At 33.9% G+C, this 14915-nt stretch carries 21 protein-coding genes; 12 read left to right on the top strand and 9 right to left on the bottom strand.

Annotated features, from left to right (window positions below):
- Positions 1 to 98: 98 nt before the first annotated feature.
- A complete protein-coding gene (infA, locus tag MVY38_RS05130) occupies positions 99 to 317 on the top strand; it encodes a translation initiation factor IF-1 (RefSeq protein ID WP_013326041.1) in 219 nt (72 codons plus the stop codon).
- 35 nt (positions 318 to 352) lie between these two features.
- Here the strand turns inward: infA and MVY38_RS05125 are convergent, their stop codons facing one another.
- Together MVY38_RS05125 and MVY38_RS05120 are read right to left on the bottom strand one after the other, a co-directional pair.
- Positions 353 to 655 (bottom strand): chorismate mutase, encoded by a 303-nt coding sequence (locus MVY38_RS05125; protein WP_366939764.1) that lies wholly within the window; start codon positions 653 to 655, stop codon positions 353 to 355.
- Positions 656 to 798: 143 nt separating this feature from the next.
- On the bottom strand, positions 799 to 1650 hold the full coding sequence (locus MVY38_RS05120; protein ID WP_297484076.1) for a S1-like domain-containing RNA-binding protein: 852 nt from the start codon (positions 1648 to 1650) through the stop codon (positions 799 to 801).
- Between the two features lie 101 nt (positions 1651 to 1751).
- On the opposite strand from MVY38_RS05120, the gene MVY38_RS05115 reads away from it, so the two are divergent.
- The gene (locus MVY38_RS05115) at positions 1752 to 2189 is read left to right on the top strand and encodes a glycine zipper 2TM domain-containing protein (RefSeq protein WP_297484075.1); all 438 of its coding nucleotides are present in this window, start codon (positions 1752 to 1754) and stop codon (positions 2187 to 2189) included.
- On the opposite strand, the gene MVY38_RS05110 is transcribed toward MVY38_RS05115, so the two are convergent.
- From MVY38_RS05110 to MVY38_RS05095, 4 genes are all read right to left on the bottom strand, one after another.
- A complete protein-coding gene (locus MVY38_RS05110) occupies positions 2186 to 3352 on the bottom strand; it encodes an NnrS family protein (RefSeq protein WP_297484074.1) in 1167 nt (388 codons plus the stop codon). The genes MVY38_RS05115 and MVY38_RS05110 overlap by 4 nt on opposite strands.
- 7 nt (positions 3353 to 3359) lie before the next feature.
- Entirely contained in the window at positions 3360 to 4619 is a 1260-nt protein-coding gene (locus MVY38_RS05105; RefSeq protein ID WP_297484073.1) for a spore photoproduct lyase family protein, read from the bottom strand.
- Between the two features lie 26 nt (positions 4620 to 4645).
- On the bottom strand, positions 4646 to 5143 hold the full coding sequence (locus tag MVY38_RS05100; RefSeq protein WP_297484072.1) for an Hsp20/alpha crystallin family protein: 498 nt from the start codon (positions 5141 to 5143) through the stop codon (positions 4646 to 4648).
- 72 nt (positions 5144 to 5215) lie between these two features.
- Positions 5216 to 5902, bottom strand: a complete 687-nt coding sequence (locus MVY38_RS05095; protein ID WP_297484071.1) for a Crp/Fnr family transcriptional regulator — start codon at positions 5900 to 5902, stop codon at positions 5216 to 5218.
- Positions 5903 to 5936: 34 nt separating this feature from the next.
- Between MVY38_RS05095 and MVY38_RS05090 the strand changes: the two genes are divergently transcribed.
- From MVY38_RS05090 to MVY38_RS05075, 4 genes are all read left to right on the top strand, one after another.
- Positions 5937 to 6245: a hypothetical protein gene (locus MVY38_RS05090; protein ID WP_297484070.1), complete on the top strand. Its 309-nt coding sequence runs from the start codon at positions 5937 to 5939 to the stop codon at positions 6243 to 6245.
- Between the two features lie 79 nt (positions 6246 to 6324).
- Entirely contained in the window at positions 6325 to 6669 is a 345-nt protein-coding gene (locus MVY38_RS05085) for a hypothetical protein (protein ID WP_297434672.1), read from the top strand.
- 18 nt (positions 6670 to 6687) lie between these two features.
- A complete protein-coding gene (locus tag MVY38_RS05080) occupies positions 6688 to 7902 on the top strand; it encodes a PAS domain-containing sensor histidine kinase (RefSeq protein ID WP_297484069.1) in 1215 nt (404 codons plus the stop codon).
- The gene (locus tag MVY38_RS05075) at positions 7892 to 8578 is read left to right on the top strand and encodes a response regulator transcription factor (protein ID WP_297484068.1); all 687 of its coding nucleotides are present in this window, start codon (positions 7892 to 7894) and stop codon (positions 8576 to 8578) included. The genes MVY38_RS05080 and MVY38_RS05075 overlap by 11 nt, the downstream gene beginning before the upstream one ends.
- Positions 8579 to 8586: 8 nt before the next feature.
- On the opposite strand, the gene MVY38_RS05070 is transcribed toward MVY38_RS05075, so the two are convergent.
- The 3 genes from MVY38_RS05070 to MVY38_RS05060 all read right to left on the bottom strand — a co-directional run bounded on the left by MVY38_RS05070 (position 8587) and on the right by MVY38_RS05060 (position 11635).
- The gene (locus MVY38_RS05070; RefSeq protein ID WP_297484067.1) at positions 8587 to 9291 is read right to left on the bottom strand and encodes an anaerobic ribonucleoside-triphosphate reductase activating protein; all 705 of its coding nucleotides are present in this window, start codon (positions 9289 to 9291) and stop codon (positions 8587 to 8589) included.
- The gene (gene nrdD, locus MVY38_RS05065) at positions 9257 to 9406 is read right to left on the bottom strand and encodes an anaerobic ribonucleoside-triphosphate reductase (RefSeq protein ID WP_297434678.1); all 150 of its coding nucleotides are present in this window, start codon (positions 9404 to 9406) and stop codon (positions 9257 to 9259) included. The genes MVY38_RS05070 and nrdD overlap by 35 nt, the downstream gene beginning before the upstream one ends.
- Before the next feature lie 78 nt (positions 9407 to 9484).
- Positions 9485 to 11635 (bottom strand): ribonucleoside triphosphate reductase, encoded by a 2151-nt coding sequence (locus MVY38_RS05060; RefSeq protein ID WP_297484066.1) that lies wholly within the window; start codon positions 11633 to 11635, stop codon positions 9485 to 9487.
- 306 nt (positions 11636 to 11941) lie between these two features.
- On the opposite strand from MVY38_RS05060, the gene rpmJ reads away from it, so the two are divergent.
- The 6 genes from rpmJ to rplQ are packed head-to-tail and all read left to right on the top strand — an operon-like array spanning position 11942 to position 14855.
- On the top strand, positions 11942 to 12055 hold the full coding sequence (gene rpmJ, locus MVY38_RS05055) for a 50S ribosomal protein L36 (protein WP_041675103.1): 114 nt from the start codon (positions 11942 to 11944) through the stop codon (positions 12053 to 12055).
- 2 nt (positions 12056 to 12057) lie between these two features.
- Complete coding sequence (rpsM, locus tag MVY38_RS05050) at positions 12058 to 12420, top strand: 30S ribosomal protein S13 (RefSeq protein ID WP_297484065.1); 363 nt, start codon at positions 12058 to 12060, stop codon at positions 12418 to 12420.
- Between the two features lie 11 nt (positions 12421 to 12431).
- The gene (rpsK, locus tag MVY38_RS05045) at positions 12432 to 12824 is read left to right on the top strand and encodes a 30S ribosomal protein S11 (RefSeq protein ID WP_297434685.1); all 393 of its coding nucleotides are present in this window, start codon (positions 12432 to 12434) and stop codon (positions 12822 to 12824) included.
- A gap of 11 nt (positions 12825 to 12835) precedes the next feature.
- Positions 12836 to 13462: a 30S ribosomal protein S4 gene (gene rpsD, locus MVY38_RS05040; protein ID WP_297434687.1), complete on the top strand. Its 627-nt coding sequence runs from the start codon at positions 12836 to 12838 to the stop codon at positions 13460 to 13462.
- A gap of 26 nt (positions 13463 to 13488) precedes the next feature.
- Entirely contained in the window at positions 13489 to 14481 is a 993-nt protein-coding gene (locus MVY38_RS05035) for a DNA-directed RNA polymerase subunit alpha (RefSeq protein WP_297484064.1), read from the top strand.
- A gap of 23 nt (positions 14482 to 14504) precedes the next feature.
- Positions 14505 to 14855: a 50S ribosomal protein L17 gene (gene rplQ, locus MVY38_RS05030; RefSeq protein WP_297484063.1), complete on the top strand. Its 351-nt coding sequence runs from the start codon at positions 14505 to 14507 to the stop codon at positions 14853 to 14855.
- The last annotated feature ends 60 nt before the right edge of the window (positions 14856 to 14915 follow it).

Here is a 14915-nt window from a genome sequence, read left to right as displayed (position 1 = left end):
ATGGTTTACGCGGTTCACACTATGAGCATACTGTTGCAGTTATCAACGGTAAAGCTGAAATATTATCTCTTGCTTAAGAGTAAAAAAAAGGACTTATAATGGCTAAAGCAGATGTTATTGAAGTTGACGGCAAGATTATTGAGGCTTTGCCTAATGCAACTTTTCGTGTTGAATTAGAAAATGGACATATTATTTTATGTCATATCGCAGGTAAGATGCGTATGCACTACATTAAAATACTTCCAGGTGATAAAGTAAAACTTGAACTTACACCTTACTCTTTGGATAAAGGTCGTATCACTTACCGATACAAATAGTAAGAAAGAGCGTCATTTATTGACGCCCTTCTACTTTAAAAATTTCCACCATTTCTAAATTCAGAGATTTCAGTCTCTACCATTTCATCAATCATAATTTTAAATAGTTCAGAAATCATATTTGGATTAATATTTAATTCAATAGCTTTCTTTCTCACTCTTTGCATAATATCATCAATTCGATCTTGGGCTTTAACATCATCAACACTCTCTTTAAACGCAGCAGCTTGACGAATTAAACGGCTTCTTTTGGAGATTAAATCAACTAACTGTTCATCAATAATATCAATCTCTTCTCGAACTTCTTGTAATGAATTACATTTTTTAATATCTGGCATATCTGCCTCCTATTTTGATTTCTTGATTTATGTTAACACTATTGTAACTATTTAACTATATAATCTTTCTTACGATTCTCCATGTATATCTTTAAATTGATTCCTTAAATATATACATAACAGGCTCAAGATCTTTTTGGGCTTTATTTTAGGTAAATACCAGTATCTTTAACTTCAATCTTTCCCGTATCTTGTAATTTTGTAAGGCTGCGTTTGAACTCTTTTTTACTCATACCGAAAATATCTTTTATAAGTGTCGCATCACTTTTATAGTTATAAGGCATTATACCTCTGTTTTGTTTGAGTAAATCTAAAACTTTATCACCACTTTGTGCAGAATTTTTACTTCCTGGTTTTCTCAAAGTGAGGTCAATATTGCCATCTTTTCTTATGGTTTTAATGTAGGCACTTTTTTTGTCTCCAAGGGAAATATTTTCAAAAATTTCATTATGATAGATGAGTCCTTCATATTTGTCATTGACAATACATTTAAAGCCTAAAGGTGTTCTTGTGATGATGAGAATATTCACCTCTTGATTTGGTGAAAGGTCTTTGACTCGTCTTTGAAAAAAATCACCTAGTTTTTCACTGCCAACAAGACGGTGTGTACGCTCATCATAGACAACGCGTATAAATCTCTTTTCTCCAAGTTGAAAGGGGCTTTTTTGCAGTTGTGTGGGAACAAGCAGATCTTTTGGCAGTCCCCAGTCCATAAAAGCACCAAATGGTGCAGTGTCGACAACTTCTAAAAGTGCAAACTCATCAAGCATAGCATGGGGTTTATTTGTAGTTGCTACAAGTCTGTCTTCTGAATCTGTGTATAAAAATACATCGACAAGAGAGTTTTCTATCATATTGTCAGTTACATACTGTCCAGGGAGAAGGACATCATTACCATCTTCAGCCATAAGATAAAGACCAGGTGTTGTATCTCTATCTACTCGTAAAGTATTTATTTTTCCTAGTTCCAAGTATGGACTAATTGTTTTATTCATTGGTTTTTCCGTCTTATGTTTTATGTAATTATACCCATTTTATTATTTTTGTACTTAGGTTAATATTTTTAGAATATAATAAAAGCGCAAAGGAGTCAATTATGAAAAAACTTTTTCTAATATCATCAGTAACAATAATGTTAATTCTAAGTGGTTGCGCAACAAAGAATGTCCCTGAATATGATGGAAACACTTATCAAGAGATAAAGACTTATAAAATAGGGATTGTTAAGAGTGTTCGTCCAGTTGTTATTAGTGATAATGGCACAGGAACATTTTTAGGTGCAATTGTAGGTACTGTACTTGGTTCTATGGTAGGCGAGGGAAATGGTAATACGCTTGCAACTTTAGCAGGTGGTCTTGGTGGTGCGTATGCTGGAAATCAAGTTGCTAAAGCAAATGCTTCTGAGCTTTCTGTACAACTTAATAATGGAAAAAATATTGTCGTTGTTGTCAAAGGTAAAGATTTTCTAGTCGGTGATAGAGTGAAAATAATCAAAGATGGCAATAAAGTAGATCAAGTTTATAAAATAAACTAGACCTTTTTTCCAAAAATAAGAATCTTAGCATAACGACCACCCCAGAGTACAAAGAGTAGGAGCCATGCTGTGAATGAGATGTCAAATAAAAATTTAGCACCCCATCCAAAGGCTATATTGATGCTAAAGAGTGCTCGTAGCAGTACGACAAGTTGAATAAAGAGAAAGATTGCTATTATAAACTTGTCTGCGTGCGGTGGTATACTTGCATGACCAAGTGTAACACGCGTGCCAAAACCTATAAGCACGGTTGTTAAAAAACCTATTGCCAGAAGATGGACATTTAAGAAGTAAAATGAGGTATCTAAAAAGAGCTCTGCTGTAAGTGAGAGTGCTGAGAGTGCAAACGAGAGTGGCAGCCACAAGAGTGCGAGATGCAGTACCCATAGAATTGCAGGAGAGCGAAACGGGTGCAACTCCCAACGGTAAAATTCATATCCAAGGTAGAGTGCAAGAGTAACATCAACAAAGAGTTCAAGTACTTTGAACTCACCTATGCTAAAAATAGACTTTAAAACAAAAAGAATAAAAACATTTCTGACAAAATACTTCCCTTTTTGTGCAAAAGAGTGCGAAAAGAAAGGAATCATTCTCTGTCCGACAGAAAATGCTAAAAAGATTAAGTAGAGGTAAAAAGCACCGTTTATCGCTGCGTTTAGAAGGATAGGGACAAAGAGAGAGATGATGAAAAGCAGATGAGCCAAGAGTCCAATGTGGTTTGCACCAAGTATCCAAAATGAATCCTCTTTATCAGGAGTATTCGCATTTTTATAAATAAGCGTAAGCTTTAAAATTATAAAAAATTGTGAGACAAACGCAGTGAGCATAGCAAAAGTGAGCAAATAATTTGAAAAGAGTGCTCCGAGTACAAAAAGGAGTGAAGCTATTGCGTTTGCATAGAAAATTTTTGTGTAATAGCCTTTGTTAATGGTATCAGTTTGGTTAAAACGCGGAAATGTAGTAAATAAAAAACCAGTAAAAAAGTTTGTAAATACTAAATAGATAAGTGAGTAGCTATGGAGTGTTAAAGGGTCAATTTTAAGCGGTAAAATACCTTTATAATTTAAGGCAAACAGTAACATCATAATGACTGCGTTTACAATACCAAGCAGAAAAAATGGTTGGTGTGGTTGTGATAAAAAATAGCTCTCTTTTGTTTTCATAGTTATCCTAAATGTAGAACTTTTGTCCTATTTTTTTACAATAAGCCCCAAGCATTGCACGCTCAAAGTCATTGTTTGTAGCATAGTTGTATCCAAATGTCTTCGCCCAAAGTTCATGTGGCTCCATACAGAGATAAAAGAAGACTTTATCATCTCCACTTTGCCATGGTGCAAAACTTTCATACGCATGTTTAAACATCTCAATTTTTGTGCTTTCTGGATACGATGTTTTTCCACTTGCATCTTCATGGGGAATTTGTGTGATTTTTGTATGAAATTCACGCCCTCGAAGTTGTTTAATAACAGGCTTTATAAAAGTAAGTGTTCCAAAACTTATAAGGGCAACTTCAGATGGCTTGAATTTTACTATAAGTTTTTCATATATCTTTTGATACTCATCAAGATAGCCAACATACTCTACAATAGGGTGAAAATGAAAGCCTACTTTGACACCTTTATCTGCAAGTTTTCTTGCTGCGTTTATGCGTTTCTCAAGTGAGGCTGTTAGATGCTCTTCATTTTCAACAATTGTAGAAGTATTCAGACTCCATGTACAGAGAATATTTTTTGGAACATCATTTTCAAGTAGATATTTTATATTGTCTGATTTTGTCTTAAACTCTAAAATTACATTAGGATTATTGCGTGCAAATGCAAAGAGTGCATCAAGAATACCCTCACGATTTCCAAACATTAAAGAGTCACTTGCTTGTCCTGTGCCTATGTGATAGGTTTTGTTTTTGTCAAGATTGAGATTGAGTAGTTTATCTTTAAAGCCACTGTCAAAAGTAATAGTATTTTGATTGTAAAAACTTTGAATAGAGCAGTAGGAGCAGTCAAAGCCACAACTTTCAACAGCATCAAGCGTTAAAAGATTACAGCATCTTGTTTTTTCTGAAGCAACAGGGCAGAGTCCTAAGCCAAAACCCTCTTTAGGGGCAGTCTGAAATGTGAACTTTTGTTCTTGTGGAATGTTTTTGAGTGAAAAGTCCTCATAAGAGTTTGGTTTGTCTCTTATCTCCTGATATGCTTTGACTAAACGGGTGAAAACGACTTTTCTTTGAGAATGTTCTGGAAAAATTACTTTGATTCTCTTCTCATCCCACATCCCTAAATCACGGGCAATAGTAATAATCTGTTTTATCTCTTGATTGGAAAATTTGTAAAAAAAAGCTCGCTCTTGAATGAACTCTTGTTCATCTTGAGAAAGCTTTTTGTAAAAAGTATTGTTAATAGCGTTGTTAAATTTTTTTGCATATGAATTCATATGCGAATTTTAGCAAAATTATACGCTTATTGGATAGGAATAACTTTCGCTTTTGGTTTTTGTAGCTCTTTTCTTGGAACTACAACAGTTAAAATACCATTTTTATAGCTTGTGGTGAGTTGGTCTTGCTCTACATTTTCTGGAAGTTGGACAGCTCTTTCAAAACTACCATAAAAAATCTCTTTTTTTACAACATCTTTTGTTTTTTCATCTTTAGCTGCACTTTTTTCTCCTTTGAGAGTAAGTAGATTATTTTCGTCTATGCTTAGTTTAATGTTCTTTTTCGGAACACCTGCTAAATCAAACTTCAAAGTAATCTCTTTGGCACTCTCTTTGAGATCCATTCTAGGATAATTAAAGTTATTAAGCTTTGCATTTGTAAAATGCTCATTTACAAGTGTATTAAAGTATTGATTCATCTTTGCAAATTCAGCATTATATGGACTTTTTGCATTTATAACATCAGCACTTACTACTGTAGTTAAAAGTGAAGCTAATGCGATTGCACTTAAATATTTTTTCATAACAGACTCCTTAAAAGTGTTTAAGAAAATTTTATAGCTCTTTTTTAAACATAGAGTAAATACCCAACTAAACTATTTTTCTAAAAGATACTGACTTGAGCGTTCCAACAGCTTCTGAAAATTCTTAATTTTTATGTTTCTTCTACTTGTTTCTATAAGTTCATCGGCTTTTAACTCTTTAAGAGTACGCTCAACAACATGACGGACAGTTCCAAGTAGCTTGGCTATTTCAGAGTTAGAGAGATTTTGTAAAAGATTGTACTTGAAATGTTTGCTAGGGTTCATATTGTCAATAAGCAAATTGATAAGTCTCTCTCTTGTGTCATGGAGTGCTAAATCAGAAGCGAGTTCTTCAGTATGGCGCATCTGTGCTGCAAGATAAGGAAAAAACTTTTTATTAAAAGTGGTGTCATTATTGAGCCAGTAACGAACTTTTTGGATGGGTAAACGCAGCACCTTTGCATTTTCAATGACTTCATAAGCTACATCATGCGCTTGATTGTCTAGCAGTGTAATCACATCAAACATATCGCCACGCTTATAAATAAATAGGGTATGCTCTTTGGCATTTTGAAAATTTATTTGGTATGTTTTTATTTTTCCCTCTACCAATACATAAAAGTATTTTAAAAAGTCATCAGGAAAAAAGGGAGAAGAACCTTTTTCATACTCAAAAGGCTGTGCATATTTGAAAAATTCATCTTCAAATGTTTTACTTGTATCATCTAAAAGTTCTAAGTGTTTTGAATTGCTTTGCATGCTATAATTGTAACATATTCAATAAGGTGTTTGTATGCTTGATGCGGAAAAATTGTTTTTAAATATGTTGCTTCTTTTTAGTGCTAGTGCTTATTGGTTTGTTACAGGGCATCTTTTGCCTGCAATATTGGGGTACATAATTTTATTTCTTTATTTTTTTGACACTACATTTGCTTTTGTAGATTTACTCCTAAGCATCGTGACTTTATGTGTTATTATCTATTTTTTCGCAATCGATTATTTGTACAAGGATGATCCTAGTAATTTTGCACAGTTTGGATTTAGTACAATCTATATGTTAGTGATATTTTTTAAAGCAAAAAGTATTTTTGACTCAGAATAGAGAAAAAATATTTCATTTTGCAATATAAATTCTTATTTGTAAACTTTTTTCCTAAAATACAAAGAAAAAAGAGTATGTAATGGTTCTTGGAAAATGTCCCTTTTGTGATGATGGTGAGATAGAAGTCCGTGATAAAGAGGTGCGGGGAAAAAAGGTAAAACTTTATGCTTGTACTAATGCACATTGGACGAGTGAAGATGGCGAGATGTATGAACTTACAGCAGATGCAACATGTGGCTTTAAAATATGGCAAAACTCCTTGGCAAAATATGGAAAATGGCTAACATATAAAGAGGTACGAGAATTACTTGATGCTGAGGAGCTTGAAGTCGAGCTGTTGAGTAAAAAATATGGTAAAAAAATCTACTATAAGAAAACCATAGTATTAAATGAAGAGTACGGAGTAAGTGTTATTTGGGATTAGTTTTGATAGAATTAAGCTATGTTAAAACAGTATCAAGAAGCGATAGAAAATAGTAATATTGTCTCAAAAACAGATATTAATGGTGTGATTACTTTTGTGAATGATGAATTTTGCAAAATATCTGGATATAAAAAAGAGGAGCTTCTGGGTAAAAATCACAATATAGTGAGACACCCTGATGTAGCTTCATCGACATTTAAACTTCTTTGGAAAACAATCAAAGCAAAAAATATTTATAAAGGTACTGTTAAAAATTTAGCAAAAGATGGCTCAACTTTTTATGTAAATACAACTGTCACACCTATTTTGGATGAAGATGGAAATATTAAAGAGTATATTGCTATACGCTATGATGTTACACAAGAAGTCTTTTATAAAAAATCATTGGAACAAAAAGAGAGAGAACTCGCACTCCTCAATGCAGATTTGGAAAAGAGAGTCGATGTAAAGACAAAAGAGTTAAAAGAGTTGAATGAAACCCTTGAAAAAAGGGTGAAAGAGGAGATTGTTAAAAATGAGGAGAAGCAAAAGGTAATGTTTTGGCAGTCGCGTTTTGCCTCTTTAGGAGAGATGCTGGCAAATATTGCGCACCAATGGCGACAGCCACTTACGGAGTTAAATCTTACACTTTTTAGTCTGAAAAAAGCATCTCTGTATCAGGAGATGGATGAGGTAGATTTGCTTTATCGTGAGAGCAAGGCAATTATTAAACATATGTCTGAAACCATAGAAAATTTTTCAAACTTTTTTAAACCCAGTAGAGAAAAACATCATTTTGAACTGGGTGCTAGCATTCAAGAAGCCCTAAGTATTTTAGACAAAGTCTTAAAAAGAGATATGATTCATGTAAAAACTCTCTATGAAGATGTTGCAGTCTTAGGTATCAGTAATGAATTTACGCAGGTTATAATTAATCTTATTAAAAATTCAAGAGATGCCTTTGTGGACAATGGGGTGTTAATCCGTGAAATTGAAATTGCTGTAAAACAAGAAAATGGCTTTGCATATGTGAGTGTGGAAGATAATGCTGGAGGCATTAAAATGAAAGAGAAAAATAAAATATTTGAACCATATTTTACAACAAAGCATACTTCACAGGGAACTGGATTAGGACTTTTTATGTCAAAAATGATTTGTGAAAAAGGGCTAAATGGCTCTTTAGAAGTATTGTCAAAAAAAAATACTACGACTTTTATTATTAAAATTCCATTAGAAGAAAAATATGAAAAATAAATTTTTTAAGACATTACGGGTACTTCTTGTAGAAGATGAACAAAGATTATCTACACTTTTAAAAAATGCTATTGGGGAGAGCTTTTATAGTTTTAATATTGCTAATGATGGTGTAGAAGGTTTAGCGTTATTTAAAAAAATAGTACCCGACATTATTATTACCGATATTATGATGCCAAATAAAACTGGGCTTGAAATGGCACAAGAGATTAGAGAACTCAATGCAAATATTCCTATTATTATTTTAAGTGCATTTAGCGAAACAGATAAACTTCTTAGTGCAATTGATGTAGGGGTGGTGAAGTATTTTATAAAACCATTTGATCTGGATGAACTTTTAGATTATATTGGTTCATTAGAGCACTCTTTTGGCAATAGAGTTGTGCTGCTAAAAGATGATTTTTTATTTAATAAAACAAAAAAAGTACTTTATAAAAAATACAAGTACATAGCACTTACGCAAAAAGAAAAGCAGTTTTTATCTCTTCTTATTGATAAACAGACAGAAAAAAGCTACATACTCCCTTACGATGAAATCAAAAAAAAGTTATGGAAAGAGTGTGTAAGCGATGAAAGACTTAGAACATTTATACGAAGATTTAGAGCAAAGACTTCAAAAGATTTGATACAAAACATTAAAGGGGAAGGGTATCAGATAACTGTAGTTGAGTTATAAGACAGCTCTTATCGCCATATTATTTTAAGTTTTGATGAGAGCTTAGATTTGTCAAATAATTTGGAAGCTTTTGTAAGGTTACCGATATTGTTTGAGGTCTCTTTAAATTCTTGAATGTAATAGGGATGCTTATAGGCTCTTGAGCGTAAATCTGAGATAATAGCATTTATATCCTCCTCGTTAAGAAGATCTTCGTGAAGAGTTGTTCTGACTTCAAAATCTATATTTTCTTCTATAAGCAGGTTTAATGTTACAGAGAACGCTTCGTACTTATATGAATGCGTTATAGTGAAAAATTTATATTTTGGTGCCTTGTAATCGAGGGCAATATAATCTATTAGCTTGTGTTGAAGCAAGCTTTTTATTTGTTTAACATTAGTTCCATTTGTATCTAATTTGATTAAAAAACCAAGATCTTTAATAGCTTTACAAAGGTTTATTAAATCATGGTTTGTCGCTTCTCCACCTGATAACACTACAGCATCTAAAAGAGATCTTCTTGTGCGTAAAAATGTAAGAACATCTTCTATGCTGTAAATACCCTCTTTTGCAAAGACAATATCTTTGTTGTAGCAATATTCACAGCGCATATTACAACCTTGAAACCAAATGATACAGGCAAGGTGTTGTGGATAATCAAGATGTGTAAATTTTGTTATATCATAAACGGGTTTATGACTACTCTTTAAATTGAATACGTTGCCTGTGTTCACCTGTTTTTCCTATATTAAAACTCTCAACGGGTCTATGGTAGCCCATTACTCTTGTATAAACAATACATTTTTGTCTTTTACTCTCTAAGAGCACTAATATCTCTTCTTTACTCATGATATCTCCTTAATTTTATTTCATAAAATGAAGCTATTATTCATCAATTGTGTTCGATGCGAGGAGTAATCCTGTCATCTACGCTAACGCTAAGTTCCCTTCAGCAGGGGGCTTACGCAACTTTGTTGCTTCTAGGTTTAAGTTTTCATATTTTGCAATGAGCTCTTCGTCGCATTTTGGACAGAACTCATGCTCTCCTTCGATGTAGCCATGTTTTGGGCAGACTGAGAAGAGCGGTGTGATTGTAATATAAGGCAGTTGGAAGTTTGAAATAACATTTTTTACAAGTTTTCTACACGCTTCAGTAGAGCTGACACGCTCCTGCATATAAAGATGTAACACTGTACCGCCAGTGTATTTTGTTTGGAGTTCATCTTGTAACTCCAGTGCTTCAAAAGGATCATCTGTATAATCTACGGGAATTTGGGAAGAATTTGTGTAGTAGATATTGTCATCCATACCCGCTTGGATTATTTTGTCACCAAAACGTTTTTTATCTTCTTTGGCAAATCTATATGTTGTACCCTCTGCTGGCGTTGCTTCAAGGTTATAAAGATTTCCTGTCTCCTCTTGAAACGCAACCATTCTATCTCTCATATGGTTGAGAATTTCTAGGGCAAAGATCATACCATTTTGTGTGGTAATATTTTCTTCTTGATCGCTAAAGTTAAGAATCATCTCATTGATTCCATTTACTCCTATTGTGGAGAAGTGATTGTGAAAACCTGGAAGATACCTTTTTGTATAGGGGAAAAGCCCTCTTTCATACATTTCTTGTATAAAAATACGTTTCTTTTCCAAAGTAGATTTTGCATGGAGCATCAAGGCATCTAAGTTTTCAAAAAGTGCTTTTCTGTCATGTTTGTGTAAAAAGCCGAGCCGTGCCATATTGATAGTGACAACACCTATACTTCCGGTCATTTCAGCACTGCCAAAGAGACCACCGCCTCGTTTAAGAAGTTCTCTTAAATCAAGCTGTAGTCTGCAACACATACTTCGGACATGCCCTGGTTTATATGCTTCTTCATTCTCTATTAGTTCTCCATTAGCATCGCGTTTATATTGACTGCCAATAAAGTTTTGAAAATATGATGAACCAATTTTTGCTGTATTTTCAAAAAGCAAATCGGTATTTTCGCCATACCAGTCAAAATCTTCAGTAATATTGACTGTTGGTATAGGAAATGTAAAAGGTTGACCGGTCTTGTCTCCCTCTGTCATAACCTCATAATATGCTCTATTTATCATATGCATCTCTTTTTGAAAATATTTATATGTCATATCGGTGAGAGAGGCGGCTCCTCTCTCTTTTGCTTTGAATCTTAGATTGGCATCAGTAATATGTTCAAAGAGATGTCTTTGCTCACTTGTTGGAATTTGATCCTTTAAATCATCAGGAACATTCCAATCTATTGTGATATTTGTAAAAGGTGATTGTCCCCATCGTGCAGGAACGTTAAGGTTATATATGAAACTACGAATACTTTTTTTTACCTCCTTATAATCGAGTTGGTCTTTAAATAGATATGGTGCTAAATAGGTGTCAAAAGAGGAAAAAGCCTGTGCTCCTGCCCACTCACTTTGCAAAATTCCTAAAAAATTTGCCATCTGTCCAAGAGCTTCTCTAAAGTGTTTGGGAGCAGAGCTCTCTACTCTTCCTCTCACACCGTTAAATCCCTCATCTAGAAGAACTCGTAGACTCCAACCGGCACAGTAGCCAGTAAGACAGTCTAAATCATGTATGTGATAGTCCCCATTTCTATGCGCATACCCTTCTTCTTTTGAGTAGACTTTATCTAGCCAGTAATTTGCAATCACTTTACCTGCAGTATTATTTACAAGTCCTGCATTGGAGTAGCCTGTATTTGAATTTGCTTTAATTCTCCAGTCCCTTCCATTTATATACTCCTCAATTGTCTGCGTTGAGCTAATATATGTTGTATCGTCATCCAAAATTTTTTCTCTTTGCATTTTGTGCATATGACGATAGAGCATAAAAGAGCGCATTACAGGAAAATATTTGTTTTTATATAATTCATATTCTATTAAATCCTGAATATCTTCAACAGCAATTGTACGTTTGTGGTCAAGTACCTCTAAAACATTTATAAAAATAGACGCATCATAAGAAATATTTTCACTTTGAAATGCTTTTTTAATCGCATCTTCAATTTTATAAGAGAGAAATTCTGTATAAGCTCCACTCCGTTTTAAAATATACTCTACCATGGGCTACTCTCCTAAAGTGATTTGAGAAGTTTATAGGAAATCGAGTTAAGTTCTAATAATAATTTATGTCACTTTTGTGTCACTTTGCTTCTATTTCTATTAAACTTAATAATACTTTTACATTATTTTATGTATAATTCCCATCCACTTTACTGTTTTAACATAAAAAGAGTATTTCTATCTTTATATATACTATATAAGAGATAAAAGTATTGGCAAATGAGTACTCTTACCGATTTGTTCGGATTTTGTGGGGATATACAGTTTGCCTAAGAGCAGTAAAGATATACAAACAAAGGACTACTTATGAAAGTACGTGCTTCAGTAAAGAAGATGTGTGATGACTGTAAAGTTATCAAAAGAAGAGGAATTGTAAGAGTAATTTGCAAGAACCCTAAACATAAACAGAGACAAGGATAACCATGGCTCGTATTTCTGGTGTTGATTTACCTAAGAAAAAACGTATAGAATATGGTCTAACATATATCTATGGAATAGGTCTTCATGCTTCTCGTCAAATATTAGACGCTACAAGTATTGATTATAATAAAAGAGTTTTTGAACTTAATGAAGCTGATATAGCTGCAATTACTGCTGAAATCCGTGAAAACCATATGGTTGAAGGTGATTTACGTAAAAAAGTAGCTATGGATATTAAAGCACTTATGGACATTGGTTCATATCGTGGTCTTCGTCACCGTCGTGGTCTTCCATGCCGTGGTCAAAAAACTAAGACAAATGCGCGTACTCGTAAGGGTAAACGCAAAACTGTCGGCGCAGCATAAGGAATTATAGTATGGCAAAAAGAAAAGCTGTTAGAAAAAAAGTAGTAAAGAAAAATGTAGCTCGTGGTATCGTTCATATTGCAGCATCATTTAACAATACACTTGTAACAATTACAGATGAAATGGGTAATATGATTGCTTGGAGTTCAGCTGGTTCTTTAGGATTTAAAGGTTCTAAAAAATCAACTCCATTTGCTGCACAAGCTGCAGTAGAAGATGCAGTAGCAAAAGCACAAGTACATGGTATCAAACAACTTGGTATTAAAGTACAAGGTCCGGGTTCAGGTCGTGAGACTGCTGTTAAAGCAGTTGGAGCTATTGAGGGAATTACTGTTACATTTATGAAAGATGTTACACCATTACCACACAACGGTTGTCGCGCACCTAAGCGCCGTAGAGTTTAAGGAGATTACTGATGGCAAGATATAGAGGTCCAGTAGAAAAAATCGAAAGAAGATTTGGAGTAAGCCTTAACCTAAAAGGTGAGCGTCGTTTAGCAGGAAAATCTGCTTTAGAGAAGCGTCCTTATGGTCCAGGACAACACGGTCAGCGTCGTAAAAAAGTTTCTGAGTATGGTTTACAACTCAATGAGAAACAAAAAGCGAAGTTCATGTATGGTATTTCTGAAAAGCAATTCCACGCTCTTTTCGTTGAAGCAAGACGCCGTGAAGGTAATACAGGTACAAACCTTGTTACTTTAATTGAACAAAGATTAGACAATGTTGTTTACAGAATGGGATTTGCATCTACTCGTAGATTTGCACGTCAACTTGTAACACATGGTCATATTTTAGTAGATGGAAAAAAATTAGATATTCCTTCTTACCGTGTTAAAGTTGGTCAAAAAATTGAAGTTCGTGAATCTAGTAAAGCAAACAATCAAATTGTTCGCGCTATAGAACTTACAAATCAAACTGGTCTTGCTCCATGGGTTGATATTGATGCTGAAAAAGTTTTCGGTATTTTTACTCGTTTACCAGAGCGTGATGAAGTTGTTATTCCAGTTGAAGAACGTTTAATCGTTGAACTTTACTCGAAATAATAATTAATATAAAAGGCGTAAAAGATATGAAAAAAATTAAAACTACTCCACTTGCTCCACAAGAGTTCGAGGTAGAACAAATTAGTGAGAATGAAGCTAACATAATGGCGTATCCGTTTGAATCTGGATATGCTATCTCTTTAGCACATCCACTTCGCCGTTTTCTATTAAGTAGCTCAGTTGGCTATGCGCCAATAGCTATAAAAATCGAGGGAGCTAAACATGAATTCGATTCTGTTCGTGGTATGCTTGAAGACATCTCTGATTTTATATTAAATCTTAAAGAGATTCGTTTTAAAATAAATGGTGATGTAAATGAAACTGAAATAAATTACAGTTTTGCTGGACCTTGTACTATTAAAGGTTCAGATCTTGGTAATGATGATGTTGATGTTATGACTCCAGATGCTCCTCTTGCGACACTAAATGAAGATTCTACATTGAATTTTAGTGTAAAAGTAGCCAAAGGTATTGGTTATGTTGCAAGTGAAGATACTATGGAAGAAGTTGATGATGATTATATTGCTTTAGATGCTTACTTTACTCCTGTTAGAAGTGCGACTTATAAAATTGAAAATGTTCTTGTTGAAGACAACCCTAACTTTGAAAGAGTTGTTATGAACATTAGAACTGATGGACAAATCTCTCCTGTAGATGCGTTTAGAAATTCACTTGAAGTAATGTATGCACAACTTGCAGTATTTAATTCAGAGATTAATATTAAAGCCCCTGCAACAATAGAGAGAGTTGAAGAATCGCCAGATTTGAAAAAACTAACTACTAACATAGATAGTTTAGGATTAAGTGCGCGTAGTTTTAACTGTCTTGATCGCTCAAATATTAAATTAATAGGTGAAATTGTACTTATGAGTACAAATGATCTTAAAAATGTAAAAAATCTTGGAAAAAAATCTTATGATGAAATCGTAGAGAAAGTACAAGAGTTTGGTTTCGAAGTTGGTGCTGATTTAGCTGACGACGTAGTAACTGCATTAAAAAAGAAAATTGAAGCCGCATAACGGCATAATAAAGAGGAATAGATATGAGACATCGTCATGGATATCGTAAACTAGGTCGTACAAGTGCTCACCGTAAGGCACTTTTAGCGAACCTTAGTATTTCGTTAATAGAACATGGTAAAATTGAAACTACTGCTGTAAAAGCAAAAGAACTTCGTTCTTATGTTGAGAAATTAATTACTACTGCTGGTAGTAATGACTCAAATGCACACAGAGCAGTATTCGCTGCGCTTCAAAGTAAAGAAGCAACAAAAACTTTAGTAAATGAGTTAGCTCCTAAGTATGTTGATCGTGCTGGTGGATATACTAGAATTACTAGAACTCGTATTCGTCGTGGTGATGCTACACCAATGGCGTTTATTGAATTAGTATAAATTACTAATGTAGGGATTTTTCCCTACATCTTTCCAAATTACAAAAAATTCCCAATTCTA

It is taken from the genome of Sulfurimonas sp. (assembly GCF_027056685.1).
Classification (GTDB): Bacteria; Campylobacterota; Campylobacteria; order Campylobacterales; family Sulfurimonadaceae; genus Sulfurimonas.
The sequence above is the reverse complement of the archived record's forward strand: the minus strand, read 5'-3'. Positions and strand labels throughout refer to the sequence as shown.

Coding starts and splice junctions, on each gene's coding strand:
- infA (WP_013326041.1), top strand. CDS start 99: ATGGCTAAAGCAGATGTTATTGAAGTTGACGGCAAGATTATTGAGGCT.
- MVY38_RS05125 (WP_366939764.1), bottom strand. CDS start 655: ATGCCAGATATTAAAAAATGTAATTCATTACAAGAAGTTCGAGAAGAG.
- MVY38_RS05120 (WP_297484076.1), bottom strand. CDS start 1,650: ATGAATAAAACAATTAGTCCATACTTGGAACTAGGAAAAATAAATACT.
- MVY38_RS05115 (WP_297484075.1), top strand. CDS start 1,752: ATGAAAAAACTTTTTCTAATATCATCAGTAACAATAATGTTAATTCTA.
- MVY38_RS05110 (WP_297484074.1), bottom strand. CDS start 3,352: ATGAAAACAAAAGAGAGCTATTTTTTATCACAACCACACCAACCATTT.
- MVY38_RS05105 (WP_297484073.1), bottom strand. CDS start 4,619: ATGAATTCATATGCAAAAAAATTTAACAACGCTATTAACAATACTTTT.
- MVY38_RS05100 (WP_297484072.1), bottom strand. CDS start 5,143: ATGAAAAAATATTTAAGTGCAATCGCATTAGCTTCACTTTTAACTACA.
- MVY38_RS05095 (WP_297484071.1), bottom strand. CDS start 5,902: ATGCAAAGCAATTCAAAACACTTAGAACTTTTAGATGATACAAGTAAA.
- MVY38_RS05090 (WP_297484070.1), top strand. CDS start 5,937: ATGCTTGATGCGGAAAAATTGTTTTTAAATATGTTGCTTCTTTTTAGT.
- MVY38_RS05085 (WP_297434672.1), top strand. CDS start 6,325: ATGGTTCTTGGAAAATGTCCCTTTTGTGATGATGGTGAGATAGAAGTC.
- MVY38_RS05080 (WP_297484069.1), top strand. CDS start 6,688: ATGTTAAAACAGTATCAAGAAGCGATAGAAAATAGTAATATTGTCTCA.
- MVY38_RS05075 (WP_297484068.1), top strand. CDS start 7,892: ATGAAAAATAAATTTTTTAAGACATTACGGGTACTTCTTGTAGAAGAT.
- nrdD (WP_297434678.1), bottom strand. CDS start 9,406: ATGAGTAAAGAAGAGATATTAGTGCTCTTAGAGAGTAAAAGACAAAAA.
- MVY38_RS05060 (WP_297484066.1), bottom strand. CDS start 11,635: ATGGTAGAGTATATTTTAAAACGGAGTGGAGCTTATACAGAATTTCTC.
- rpmJ (WP_041675103.1), top strand. CDS start 11,942: ATGAAAGTACGTGCTTCAGTAAAGAAGATGTGTGATGACTGTAAAGTT.
- rpsM (WP_297484065.1), top strand. CDS start 12,058: ATGGCTCGTATTTCTGGTGTTGATTTACCTAAGAAAAAACGTATAGAA.
- rpsK (WP_297434685.1), top strand. CDS start 12,432: ATGGCAAAAAGAAAAGCTGTTAGAAAAAAAGTAGTAAAGAAAAATGTA.
- rpsD (WP_297434687.1), top strand. CDS start 12,836: ATGGCAAGATATAGAGGTCCAGTAGAAAAAATCGAAAGAAGATTTGGA.
- MVY38_RS05035 (WP_297484064.1), top strand. CDS start 13,489: ATGAAAAAAATTAAAACTACTCCACTTGCTCCACAAGAGTTCGAGGTA.
- rplQ (WP_297484063.1), top strand. CDS start 14,505: ATGAGACATCGTCATGGATATCGTAAACTAGGTCGTACAAGTGCTCAC.